Source organism: Calditrichota bacterium, from assembly GCA_020637445.1.
Lineage (GTDB): Bacteria > Electryoneota > RPQS01 > RPQS01 > RPQS01 > JABWCQ01.
Map to the genome: position 1 here is coordinate 1,824,849 of JACJVZ010000001.1, position 13,313 is coordinate 1,838,161.

Below are 13,313 nucleotides of genomic sequence, written 5' to 3' on the forward strand. Positions count from 1 at the left end.
AATATGGAGTTGTTTGATGAAGATGCATTCATTTTGGTTAGGCTTGATGCTGGTTGTGGTTAGCAGTTCGGTTTTCGCAGGTCCGAATATTGGCCTAAAAGGCATCGGCGGTCGACTTGGCTATGTCGATCCGGAAGGCGGAGACGGAACGTTCACGTTGGGTGCAGTGGCGGACATGGGAACATGGACGGAAAATCTGCCGTGGGAAATCGCTTTGACCTATTGGGGAACAGGCGAAAATGTTGGCCTGTACGAATGGAATTATACGAACATTGCCATCCGCAACACGGTGGACTATATGTTTGAAGTCGGCAAAAACATGTATGTCTATCCCGGTGCGGGACTGGGAATCAACATCTACAGTTTCGATTGGAAAGGTCCGAACGGAACCAAGTATGACGATTCAGAGACGGATTTGACCTTGATGGTCTTGGGCGGATTCCAGTTTCCGATCTCCGACAAATGGCACGGACAAACTGAGTTGCAATTCGATATCGGCGATCCGGACCAAACAACCGTACAGTTTGACTTCATTTACGAACTCGGCAAGAAGTAATTCTTAAAGCATGCAGGAGCGAGATTGCGCACCTTAGCAGAAAAGATCGCACATGCACGGACATTGGGGGAGGGAGCAAAGGCTCTCTCCCCTCTTCCGTTTCATAACATAGGTCAGTTGTTGTCCGCGCAGCTTGCTGTGCGGGCCGGGCAGCCGTATTTGATTTTCTATGCGGATTCAGGCGAACGCAGTGAATGGACCTATAAAGAGTTTATCGGCAAAGTCTACCAAACAGTGCGCATGCTGCAGGACCTTGGCATTCGGCGCGGCGACCGGATTTCCACCGTGTCTCACAATCATGCGGAAACGGTCGTACAGTATTTCGCCGCGTGGGTGCTGGGTGCGGTAGCCGTTCCGATAAACTTGGGCGAAAGCGACGACCGTGTAGAATACATCCTTTCGAACTCTGAGGCGAAGCTCGCCTTCGTTCGCGACCCGTACGTCAAACGAATTGCGCCGCTGCTCGAATCGCTTCCGAATTTCAAGACGATTGTACAAACCGGAAAGGACGACGGCAAGTACCCGCACTACTCGACCGAGCTTGCGAAGTACTCACCGGAATCGCCGGACGTCGAAGAGATTACCCTCGAAGACGAAGTGTTGATTGTCTACACATCCGGCACAACCGGAAATCCCAAAGGTGTCGTACTGGTTCAGCAAAATTTGTTGACGGACGCGCAGGGCATCTCGGAGTGGCACAAGCTGACAGCCGAACAAAAGATGATGTGCGTGCTGCCGATTCACCATGTTAACGGGACGGTCGTGACGCTGATGACTCCGATGTACTTCGGGGGAACGGTCGTGCTCAACCAGAAATTTTCCAGTTCGCACTTTTTCGACCGGCTCGAACAAGAGGACATAGACGTCGTAAGCGTCGTGCCGACGCTTTTGCAATTCCTGCTGCATGAAAAGTCGCTGGAAGGAGTGCAACCGCGGCTGCCGAAGTTCCGTCATATAATCTGCGGGGCGGGCCCGCTGACCGTGGAGCTTGCGTCCGCGTTTGAAGAGCGTTTCGGCCTGCGGATCATGCACGGCTACGGATTGTCGGAGACCACGTGCTATTCTTGCTTTTTGCCCGTTGATCTGACGGATGCCGAGCACAAATCGTGGATGCGCGATTACGGATTTCCGTCCATCGGCGTGCCGATACCGCAGAACGAAATGGAGATCCACGACGAGCAGGGCAAGTCTCTCGCGCCCGACGCCAAAGGCGAAATCGTGATTCGCGGCGTCAACGTGATGAAGCACTATTTCGCCAATCCGGAAGTCAATGAGAAGACGTTTGAATTCGGTTGGTTTCGCTCGGGCGACGAAGGCTTTTACAAACTTGACAAACTGGGCCGCAAGTTCTTTTTCATCACGGGGCGGCTCAAAGAACTGATTATTCGCGGCGGCGTAAATATCTCCCCGTTTGAAATCGACGAAGTGCTGGCGCGAATTCCGGGAATCGACAAAGCGATGGCCGTGGGATTTGAGAATGACTGGTACGGCGAAGAGGTCGGAGCCTACGTATGTCTGAAGCCCGGCGCCGAACTTTCGGAGCAAGAGATCCTCGAGTTCTGCGGGCGCGAACTACAGCCTTCCAAATGTCCCAAAGTCGTCGTTTTCGGACACGATTTCCCGGTAACCTCGACGGGGAAATACCAGCGCAACAAGTGCAAGCACTTGTTCGCCGAATTCAAGTCAGTGCAACTACCACGCAAATCATCATAGAAGGACCCCCACATGTTTCGGCGTATTGCAGTTTTGCTCATATTTGGCTGTTTGACGGCCTTTGCGAATCCACCCGCGACGCTGCTTTCCGAAGAGCAGTACATTCCGGATATCGCGACGTTTCTGCAGATCAGCAACTGGAGTCCCGCGGGCAACAGTTGGGACGGCAAAGACGTTTATGTGATCTCGTCGGCGTCGGGCGCGGCACAAGTCTACCGCATTACCGAATCTGGCTGGCCGTATCAATTGACGACCTTTCCGGACGGAGTCGAAGGATTTGACTTGGCGCACGCAGGTCACGTCGCAGTCGTTTCGGCTTCAGTAGGCGGCGATGAAAATTCTCAGCTCTATTTAATGGATTCGCAAACGGGCCGCATCAAGAAGCTCACGGACAATCCCAAGGTACAGTACGGATCGGTCGTGTGGGCGAAGGACGATTCGAAAATATACTATACGTCCAACGAAGAGAACGGCACGGATTTCTTCGTCTATGAAATGAACATTACGACCGGTGCGACCAGCAAAGTGTTTGACGGCGTAAAGGGTTCGAACTATATCGCCGAACTTTCGCACGACGGCACGATTATGATTATCGGGACGTACACGTCGAACGTCAACAACGATCTCCACCAGCTCGATTTGAAGACGGGCAAGTGGAAGACTATGACCAAAGACAAGGGCGACGTGATCTACGGTTCGGTGACGCTGATGCCCGACAACAAAACCGTTTGGCTGGTGTGCAATGACAACAAGGACGGCATGATGCGCGTCGCCAACATGACGCTCGGATCGCCGAAGGTCAACTACGTCAACGATGGATGGCTGGACACAAGGTGGGAATGCGAAGGACTGGGATTCTCGCGCGACTACAAATACATGGCAGCGAGCCAAAACGAAGACGGCTGGGGCCGCACGTTTGTGCGCGAAGTCGAAACGGGCAAGCCTGTCAAGCTGCCGAAGATGGACGGTTTCCTGCGTGTCTCTGGTTTCACGTCATCAGGCGAAATGATCTTGTCGTTTTCAAGTCCGACCAAAGCACCGGATGTCTACCGTTGGAATCCGCAGACCGAGAAACTCACGCAGCTTACGCAATCGATGTACGCGGGAATCGATCCGAGTCTGTTCCGCGATCCGGCATTGGTGCATCTTCCGAGCTTCGACGGACTGGAGATTTCGGGATTTTTGTACTTGCCAGCGTCTTATCAGGAAGGTCAGCCGATTCCGTTTATCGTGGAAGCACACGGCGGACCAGAGAGCCAGTTCCGTCCGGGTTTTATTCGCAACTATCAGTACATGATGCTGAACGGCTACGGAGTGTTCGCGTTGAATCCGCGCGGATCGTCGGGATACGGCAGCGAGTTTCTCGCGCTTGACAATTACAAACTGCGCAAGAACTCGCTCAAGGACTATAAGGCGGCGACCGATTGGCTGATCGCGCAAGGTTATACGGCTCCCGGGATGATCGGAATTCGCGGCGGCAGCTACGGCGGCTATGTCACGATGGGGATGATCACGGAGTATCCCGATCTCTACAGCGCGGCGGTGGACGTCGTGGGCATCGTGAATTTCAAATCCTTCCTCGAAAAGACGGCCGATTACCGCCGGGCACTGCGCGAATCGGAATACGGTCCGCTCTCCGATCCCGAGTTCCTCGAAGAAATCTCGCCGATCAACAAAGCCGACAAGATCAAGACGCCGCTGCTCGTGGTTCACGGAGAAAATGATCCGCGAGTGCCTGTGAACGAAGCCCGTCAGATTATTGCCGAGCTGACCAGGATCGGCACGCCTGTCGATTCGCTGATCTTCCCGGATGAAGGTCACGGCGCGAGCAAGCGCGTGAACATCATCGCCGAATATTCAAAGCAAGTGGAGTTCTTTAACGAGCACCTTAAAGGTGAAAAGGCGACGAAGGAAGAGTAGTCTTTCGGCGCGACAATAAAGAAGCCCGACTCATTTGAGTCGGGCTTTTCTTATTTGGGCATTTGCTCGTGCCACCAGCGAAAGATATCGGGCATTCGTCTTCGCCACGACGTTTCGTTGTGCTCGCCGACGGGATCGACATAGGAACGGGCGTCTACTCCGTTGGAGCGCAGCGTGCGGGCACATTCGTGAACGGCTTCAATCATCTGGTTCGACAACTCGCGGTTTCCGCCGAATTCACGCGCACCATAGTCTATCCAGAACCGCACGTCGCCTGAAAAACTCACCGCGCTGCGCAGAATTCGCCCGCCTGCCACATTCATCGTAGGACTCAAACACGCCGCAAAGGAAAAACTGTCGGCACGCGTCAAACCCGCATAGAGCGAAATCAAACCACCGAGCGACGACCCGGCGACAGCCGTAAATTCCCGCTCTGGTTTCGTGCGAAACTGCCGGTCGATCAGGGGTTTGACGGTTTGCAGAATAAAGCGCACGTAGCGTTCGCCGTGACCACGGGATTTTCGAAAGTCGTCTTCCCACGGCGAGTATTCATGCAATCGCGCAAGCCCCATGTTGTTGATACCGACGACGATGTGGCGCAGCGACTCACGCTCGGCGAGTTCCGTGGAGATTTCATCGACCTCCCATTCCTTGTCGTAGGCGGTGACGTGGTCGAAGAGATTTTGCCCGTCATGCATGTAGATCACGGGCAGCCGCTCGTCCTTTTGGGCGTCGTGATTCGGCGGCAGCCACACCAACACGTCGCGCATATTGCCAAGCTGGGGCGAGAAGACGTCTTTGATAACGCGCAGATCGCCGACCACCGTGTGCTTGGGCCGCCAACGGACTGTGCCGGGATGCATATCGCACCAACCGCCGACTTCAATCGTGAGATCACCATTGTGCGAATCGGTCGTCCAACTGCGGTTGCCAACTTGATCTCCACTTTTCGAACATTCGACGGTATCCCATGAACCGCGCGTAATTTTGAATTCCGCACGGTCGAGATCGGCAGGAAAAGCGAAGCGCACGACCCCGCCGTCCTGCACGGTCGTGCGCGCCATGGGATGCGACGGACTCCAACCGTTGAAGTCTCCGGCAATATAAACCGAAGAACCAACTGGCGTGTCAAAAGGAACTTTGATAGTCAAAACTCGAGACGGATCCGGCACAGCTAACCTCGCGAAAGTCTATCCTGTTCCATTTTCGCCCAATGGCCCACGAGTCCGCGGTAGTGCGAGACGAATTGGTCGTGTTCGTGCTGCGGGAACGATCTGCGGCAGCGCTCGATTAAGATGTCGTCCCACTCTTTGCTCGTAAAGAACTCGAGTGCGAGTTCGTCGAGCTGCGGCAAGTGCGACGCGCAAAAAACGTCGAAACGTTCGTTTTCGAAATATCGCAGAGCCAGATCGTGATAGAGTTCGAGCTTTTCGTCGAATGGAATGTCACGGTCGGCGATCTTGAAGTACTCACGGCTCTGCAAATCGACACGCGTTTTGCGTTCCGTCACGGCGCAGAACAGCGACCAGCGCACAAGCGACTTAATCGCCCACGGGAAGTAGTAATGAAGCGAAATCAAGGACGTGTCGGGCACCGCGTTGGCGAAGTCGATGGGGTAAATTCTGTCGCCGCGCAGCAGAGATTCACAGGAATTATATTCCCAACCGAAGAACGCATTGATGATCCGCGTGAGTTTGGTCAGGAAATCACCTTGATGATCCGTCAGGAAATTGTGTTCGATGCGATAGCGGTTGTGCAAAGGTTGGTCGGGATCGTAGCGCATCGGCAAGACTTGCGGACCGCAGCCCAGACAGCGGCAAAAAACTTCGTAGTCGCGAATGCCCTTTTGAATATGCATCGTCTGCTGACCGGATTCGTCGTAGGCCTTGGTGAGATCGTCGCGGTCTTTGATGTGTGACACACCGCGCCAACCGCCGCCGTCGTACGGCTTCATGAACACGGGATAGCCGCCGACTTTGTCGACGACGTCTTCGAGATTGAAGAGTTTGTGGTATGTTTCGGTCGTAACTCGCGCGCGTTCGTCTTCGGGATCCCATTTTTTCTGCGGAATCAACCACGTTTCAGGAATATCAAAACCGAGTCGAATCATCACGCAGTACGCGGAGTGCTTTTCCATCGACTGAAACGTGAACGGGTTGTTGACCGCGTGCGCGTCATTGACCAAAATTGATTTCTTAAGCCATTCGCGCACGGTCATGTGCCAATAGCCGAGCCGGTCAATCACGACGTGCCGGATGACGGGTTCGCGCAAATCAAACGGTTCAATGGACAACCGTTCGACCTCAAAGTCAAATCGGCGGCCCTGATAATTCAGATGCGAGCCAAGTTTCTTGACCAATGCTTCGAAGGAAAGCGGCCAAGCATATTCGTTGCCGAGCAGCAAACCGATACGACGCAGGGTGTGAGGCAAATCCTCAGGGTGGTGCATGGACATAGAGATTAATCGATTTGGGGAATGTAAACGGAAATCATGCGGCGCCAGCTTGGCCAATCGTGCGGTGTATCGTGTCCCCAAAGATCGAGATGGTGACCGATACCTTTGTCGTTCATAATTCCGGAAATACGTTTGGTTTGATCGATACAGTTGCCTTCCCAAGCTCCTTGACCGACGACCAGCGCAATATTGATACGGCGAATCGCCTCAAGCGTGTCGTGGTCATCCAAGTTGGGCAGATAATCCATCGGATTTTGGAAATAGAAGCTGTCGTCGTAATATCCTTCCAGACGTTCGCGGATGTCATAGTTGCCGGAAAGGCACAGCACGTGGCTGAAGTTCCAAGGATATTTTAGAGCGAAGTTGAGAGTATGATAGGCTCCGAAACTTGATCCCGTCGCGGCAATGCGAATATCTTTCGAACCGCAGTGGTGATGGATGAACGGAAAGACCTCGTGTGTGATGTACTGCTCGTAGTATTGGTGGGCGCGGACACGCACGTCCGGAGCGAGACCTTTGTTAAACCAGCTTTCGGAATCGATGCCGTCGACACAGAAGACTTTGACTTTGCCGCCTTCGATGTGGCCGCGGATTGTTTCGATCATGTGGTTGCATTCGTAGTCGAAGAACCGTCCTTGAGCCGACGGAAAAACGAGCATTGGACGGCCGTAATGACCAAAGACCAGCATCTCCATGTCGCGATTGAGAGCCGGGCTGTACCATTTGTGATGTTCGCGCTGCATGTGAAAATTTTCGTTTGCGGATTAGTATTTCAAATCAAAGATTGGGCGTTGCTTTTCGAAAAGAGAGTGCGGCAAAACCGGCGGAAGCCAACAAGCTTAGGATCGCACCGAGCAAGAACGGAGCGTCACTGGAAACGTTGTCCCATAGCCAACCGGCGAGCAGGCTTGCGGCGAGTGCCAGCAATCCGGTCAACATACTGAAGAGTCCGAGCGCGGTCGCCTTGACGTCCGGCGACACGACATTGGCAATCAAGGCCCGCACGACGCCGTCGGTCAGCGCCGCGTAAAGTCCGTAGCAGATAAACAAGACAAAAACAATCGTGCGGGTTTCAGCGGATGCGAATCCGAAGTAGACTCCGCCGTAAATCAGCAATCCGGCGGCGAGCAGAGTCTCCATGCGCATTTTGTCGGAGATTTTTCCAACGGGATATGCGGCGAGGGAATAGACGGCATTGAACGCGATGTAGGCCAATAAGACTTGCGGAAGCGGCAACCCGATGTCTTTGGCTTTTAAGATCAGGAACGCGTCACTTGAAAACCCCAAATAGGCGACGCCTGCGATTGCGACGATCAACCAGTACTGTTTGCCGAATTTCTTTCCGCGATGGGTGGACTTGACGGCATTTTCGGCTTTCGATTCGCGGACGAAGAAGATGAAACCGACTCCGAGAATCGCGGGAAAGAACGCCAACCAGTAGAGATTCCGCAGCAGAATTTGCTGGTTGCCTGAGTCGCTCATGGATTGCAGAATCACGTACGAGATGACGACGCCGATCAACGCACCGGCAGTATCCATCGCACGATGCAAACCGAATGCGCGGCCCCGTTGCTCTTTGGGAGTAACGTCGGCAATTAGTGCGTCGCGGGCACTGCCGCGAACACCTTTGCCGAAACGGTCCAAAAATCTCGCGATCAAGACAAAGAGCCAACTGCTCGCGACGGCGATTAACGGTTTCGCGACGGCTGAGAGAGTGTAGCCCGCGAAAATAAACCGCTTGCGGTTGCGAATGCGGTCGGAGTACCAACCGCTGAGACCTTTCAGAATACTCGCTGTAGCTTCGGCGATGCCTTCGATGACGCCGACGATGCCCGCGGATGCGCCGAGGACGGAAGTCAGGAAGATCGGAGTAATCGCATAGAGCATTTCACTCGAGATATCGGTGAAAAAGCTCACCCAACCAAGACGTTTGACGTCTGCCGGAAGCCGGGAGTCGTTCACGAATGGACCCCGCTCTTACGTGCGCTTGATGCTGTCGTGAAACTCGGTCACCATGGATTCCGTGACGGCCTGAAAACTTTCAGTCTTACGGTAGACGGCGCGCTGCCGCTCGTAGCTTCCGCCGCGATCCGTGATTATCTCGACGTGCTTCAGTTCGTCCAAACAGTTCTGCTGGATGGCGGAAGGCGTCAACGCATTGACCAAGAGGTGCAAGTCGTCGCGCATGTGCCGCGTCGTGCCGTCGTCCGTGTGAACGATGTCGGCGTCGAGTCCCCAGCGTGTGGCGCGCCACTTGTTCTCTTTGATGAACCAGTATTTGTGAATCGGGAGTTGCTCGCCGTTGTCGTAGAGATCTTCAAGATAACAAATCAAGCATTGCGCCATCGCCACGAGCGCAAGAACGTCGTCGAGGTCGGGCGTGCCGTCGCAAATGCGAATTTCAATCGTGCCGAATTTCGGATGCGGACGCACATCCCACCAGATTTCCTGAATAGACTGAATCGCACCGGAGTGAATCAGAGTTTTCATGAAACGCTGGAATTCTGCCCAGTTTAGCATGCGCTGCGGGAGACCTGCTGTGGGCATGGCCTCAAAAACCTTGATACGGCAGGACGCAAGGCCGGTTTCTTCGCCCATGAAATACGGCGACGCCGCGGACAGCGCGAGCAAATGCGGCAAGAAAGTCGTCATCGCGTTGAAAATCGCAATTGCTTTTTCGGCATTCTTGATTCCCACGTGCACATGCAGGCCCATGATCATCGCCCGACGCGCGGGCCATTGCATCTTGTTGACCAACGTCATGTAACGCTGGTTGTCCGTAATGGCCATGTCATGCCACATCGCAGTCGGATGCGTGGCCATGAAACACGTGGTCAGCCCAAGTTGGTTGGCAGCAGCTTCAACCTTGCAGAATTTGTCAACCAGCTCAGTTTTGACGTCCGCGACGGTTCGGCACGGGGTCGTGATGACCTCGACGATGCAGCGCAGCAATTCAGGTTTTGCCCAGCCGACGTCTCCCAGAATAGCGAGCAGCTCAGGCACGCGATTGACAGGCTGCCACGTTTTGGGGTCCAACAGAAGCAGTTCGCACTCGACCCCCAATGTAGGCTCGGGGGAACCGTTGTATATTAGTGCCATAGGGAAGAATTAGGTGGGCGATCCGAGGGAAAATGAACCTCTGAAGATACGGAATGACTCCTCGGAATTCAACGGTTTTGCAACAGATTTCTCACTAAACGGGCTTCGCAAGTTCTCGCTGGACTTTCACATAGAGGAGAAAAACCGTATATTTGAGTTTATCCACATTTTGCGACCTCGACAACCTACCTGTGCCGCAATTTAGCCTAAAAAGCCTCTTCCCTGCCTCGGCTTCAGAGCTCTTCGCTTGGCATATGCGAATCGGAGCCTTGGAGCGATTGACGCCCTCCTGGTCAGCAATTCGGGTGACATGGGGCGATGAACATGTCCGGGAAGGCAGTCGGCGGGAGTTGGTCGTACCTGCCGGGCCACTCAAAATAAAGTGGCTGGCCAAACACCACAGCATCATCGCGGGTCGGCAGTTCATTGACGAACAAGAGCGTGGGCCGTTTCGCAAGTGGTCACACCTGCATCTTTGCACAGACATCGGCGCGGGCCGGAGCGAACTGGAAGACCGAATTGACTACGACTTTCCGCTGGGGCGGTTGGGCGGGATTTTCGGACGCTCTCAAGTGCAATGGATGCTAAGGACGGTGTTTCCATGGCGTCACGAACGCACGTGGATGGATCTATCGCGCCATGCGGAATTCGCGGATCGTCCGCGGTTGAAGGTGGCGATCTCCGGCGCAAGCGGATTGATCGGCAAGTCTCTCAAGGAATTTTTGCAGACCGGTGGACACAGCGTGTGGACTCTGGACCGCAAGAAATCACAAAGAACAGAATCGATTTACTGGAATCCTCGAACGGGTGAGATCGAAGCGGAGAAACTCGAAGGGTTGGATGCCGTCGTGCATCTGGCCGGACGAAGCATCGCGGATGGACGCTGGACTGAGTCGGTCAAGCAGCAGATTCTGGACAGCCGTGTGCAGGGAACGACGCTGATTGCAGAAACGATCTCGCGGCTGAAAACTCCGCCTAAAGTTCTCATCAGCGCGTCGGCCATGGGAATCTACGCGGATTCGGATGGCCCGGTTTCAGAAGACGGCGCACTGGGCAGCACATTCACTGCGGATGTCGTCAAAGCATGGGAATCGTCAGCCGACGCCGCTCGAAAAGCGGGTATTCGGGTGGTACATCCGCGGATTTCATTAGTACTCTCAGGTTGGGGCGGAAGTCTGGGAAGGCTGCTCCCGGTCTTTAGATGGGGACTCGGAGGCAAGTTGGGGCACGGCCGGCAAATGATGAGCTGGATCCACCTCGATGACCTAACTGCGGCTATTTATCGCATGATTTATGACGAGAGCTTGGCTGGACCTGTAAATTGCTCGACCGGGGCCGTCAGCAATCAAGAGTTTACGAAAACGTTGGGGCATGTTTTGGGACGACCGACGTTGTTTTCGGTCCCTGAACTTGCTATAAAAACTGGATTTGGTCAGATGGGGCAGGAACTTCTGCTTTCGAGCCTGAACATGCGTGCGGAAGTGCTTGAAAAATCAGGATTCAGGCCGTGGCTATCCGATTTGGAGTCGGCCTTCAGGTTTGAGACGGGCAAACCGCATCGCCATCAGCCACCATTTCACCCGGTCAGTTTGCCACAAAGCGGGCAAAATGGGTATCTAATCTCTTAGTGTCACTTCCCTGCCCTCCTCGGGCAAATTTCGGAATTCTGATTCCTAAATTTCATTTTCAATACAGACGGAGAAGAACATGAAACGCACATGGATTTTCATGGTGCTCGTTGGTTTACTTGCAAGCGGCGCATTGGCCGACAAAATCAAGATTGAGAAGCTGGACGATCTGCCCCGCCATACGTACATGGTGAAAGAAAAGGTCGTTGACTTCCTTAAGGACGACGCGGCGATCAAGAAGCTGGCGGCCGATGTGAAGAAAGACCTTTTGGCTGATCTTGATACCTACGAGATTACGGACAAGACGACGCTGCAGAATATGTATGCGGACCTTGGGACGATTGCCATTATCGAAGGCGACTGGAAGCGCTATCTTGACTTGGTTAACATGCGCATCGATTTGGAAGACAAGGAAGCCGCCAAGCATACGATGGCGATGGTGGGCCGCGCGATTGCGTCCGCGCAGTTGAAGGGTGTGGAGAACTACGACAAGAATCTCGACACCGAGATTCGCTCGATGCTGGCGAACATGCCGTACGAAGTCGTGGAAGCCAATGTGAAGTCTCAGAAGGGCTCGGCGGAAATGGTGTCCGAAGCACTGGTGATTGGAAGCATTGACGCGAATTTGCAGCCGTTGTTGGACAACACCGGCGGTGAAATTTCGCAGGACATTGCAAACGGATTGCTCGGACCGTATTTTACGCTTCGCTACTACATTCCCAAGAAGGAAATCTTCGTCGCCGCGCTGACGGACTACATCAACGCGCACAATGTCGTGAAGCCGGATATTTGGGCGGAACGTAATTTCTCGCTCGACAAAGGCAAGGACTATAAGCCCGTGACGCTGTGCGTGTGGGACTCCGGTGTAGATACGAATATTTTCGTACCGCTGGGTCAAATGTGGACGAACAAGAATGAGAAGCTCGACGGCAAAGACGACGACAAGGACGGCTTTGTCGACGACGTGCACGGCATCGCATGGAGCTTGCATTCGGACAAAGAAACCGGCTTGCTCTATCCGATCGGCTCGGAAAATATGATTGCCGACGAAGATCAGATGCGCGCGTGGATGAAGGGCTTGGGCGATATGCAGTCTTCCATCGAGAGCGAAGAAGCGACGGCGCTGAAGAAGCATATGTCGACGCTGGCGCAGGATCAGGTGCAGCCGTTCTTTGAAGCGATTGGCCTTTACGGCAACTATTGCCACGGTACGCACGTCGCGGGCATCGCCGCCGCGGGCAATCCGTACGCGCGCCTGATGGCCGCTCGTATCACGTTTGACTTCCACTTCATTCCCGAATTGCCGACGGTTGAGCAGGCGACGAAGGATGCGGCGGCGTTGGTCGAGACGATTGACTACATGAAGAAGAACGGCGTACGCGCCGTCAACATGAGCTGGGGCGGCAACTTGCGATCGATTGAAGAAGCTCTGGAAACGCACAACGCGGGCGGCACGCCGGAAGAACGCAAGGAACTCGCTCGCAAGATCTACACGATCGGTGACACGGCGTTCAAGAACGCGATCAAGAACGCTCCGGAAATTCTCTTCATCACCAGCGCGGGCAACTCGAACGCCGACGTGAAGTTTGAAGAGTTCTATCCGTCGAGTTACGATCTGCCGAACATCATTTCGATCGGCGCGGTGGATCAGGCCGGTGAAGAGACGAGCTTCACGAGCTTTGGTAAGGTGGACGTCTACGCCAACGGTTTTGAAGTGTTGAGCTACGTTCCCGGCGGCACGAAGATGAAGCTGAACGGCACGTCCATGAGCTCGCCGCAGGTTCTGAACTTGGCGGGTAAGCTGCTGGCAGTCAAGCCCGACCTGACGACGAAGCAATTGCGCGAGTTAATCATTAACGGCGCGGACAAGCAAATGGCCGGTGACCGCGAAGTCAAGCTGATGAACCCGAAGAAGTCGCTGGCGCTGCTCGAAAAAATGTAA

The 13,313-nt window shown here is 54.2% G+C and carries 10 protein-coding genes; 5 read left to right on the forward strand and 5 right to left on the reverse strand.

Annotation, left to right across the window (positions count from 1 at the left end; translation table 11 throughout):
• Positions 1 to 16 precede the first annotated feature (16 nt).
• The 3 genes from H6507_07610 to H6507_07620 are packed head-to-tail and all read left to right on the forward strand — an operon-like array spanning position 17 to position 4,189.
• Entirely contained in the window at positions 17 to 556 is a 540-nt protein-coding gene (locus tag H6507_07610; protein MCB9368954.1) for an outer membrane beta-barrel protein, read from the forward strand.
• A gap of 24 nt (positions 557 to 580) precedes the next feature.
• On the forward strand, positions 581 to 2,269 hold the full coding sequence (locus tag H6507_07615) for an acyl--CoA ligase (GenBank protein MCB9368955.1): 1,689 nt from the start codon (positions 581 to 583) through the stop codon (positions 2,267 to 2,269).
• A 12-nt stretch (positions 2,270 to 2,281) separates the two neighbouring features.
• The gene (locus H6507_07620) at positions 2,282 to 4,189 is read left to right on the forward strand and encodes a S9 family peptidase (protein MCB9368956.1); all 1,908 of its coding nucleotides are present in this window, start codon (positions 2,282 to 2,284) and stop codon (positions 4,187 to 4,189) included.
• Between the two features lie 50 nt (positions 4,190 to 4,239).
• Here H6507_07620 and H6507_07625 read toward each other — a convergent pair whose 3' ends face one another.
• The 5 genes from H6507_07625 to H6507_07645 are packed head-to-tail and all read right to left on the reverse strand — an operon-like array spanning position 4,240 to position 9,743.
• Positions 4,240 to 5,361, reverse strand: a complete 1,122-nt coding sequence (locus tag H6507_07625) for an alpha/beta hydrolase (GenBank protein MCB9368957.1) — start codon at positions 5,359 to 5,361, stop codon at positions 4,240 to 4,242.
• A 2-nt stretch (positions 5,362 to 5,363) separates the two neighbouring features.
• The gene (locus H6507_07630) at positions 5,364 to 6,638 is read right to left on the reverse strand and encodes a hypothetical protein (GenBank protein MCB9368958.1); all 1,275 of its coding nucleotides are present in this window, start codon (positions 6,636 to 6,638) and stop codon (positions 5,364 to 5,366) included.
• A gap of 11 nt (positions 6,639 to 6,649) precedes the next feature.
• Entirely contained in the window at positions 6,650 to 7,387 is a 738-nt protein-coding gene (locus H6507_07635) for an esterase family protein (protein ID MCB9368959.1), read from the reverse strand.
• A 34-nt stretch (positions 7,388 to 7,421) separates the two neighbouring features.
• Positions 7,422 to 8,606 carry an MFS transporter gene (locus tag H6507_07640; GenBank protein MCB9368960.1) on the reverse strand — a complete coding sequence of 395 codons (1,185 nt, stop codon included), beginning with the start codon at positions 8,604 to 8,606 and terminating at the stop codon, positions 7,422 to 7,424.
• A gap of 15 nt (positions 8,607 to 8,621) precedes the next feature.
• Complete coding sequence (locus H6507_07645; protein MCB9368961.1) at positions 8,622 to 9,743, reverse strand: glutamate--cysteine ligase; 1,122 nt, start codon at positions 9,741 to 9,743, stop codon at positions 8,622 to 8,624.
• Positions 9,744 to 9,997: 254 nt separating this feature from the next.
• Here H6507_07645 and H6507_07650 point away from each other — a divergent pair, with 254 nt between their 5' ends.
• On the forward strand, positions 9,998 to 11,371 hold the full coding sequence (locus H6507_07650; protein ID MCB9368962.1) for a TIGR01777 family protein: 1,374 nt from the start codon (positions 9,998 to 10,000) through the stop codon (positions 11,369 to 11,371).
• 79 nt (positions 11,372 to 11,450) lie between these two features.
• A complete protein-coding gene (locus tag H6507_07655) occupies positions 11,451 to 13,313 on the forward strand; it encodes a S8 family serine peptidase (GenBank protein MCB9368963.1) in 1,863 nt (620 codons plus the stop codon).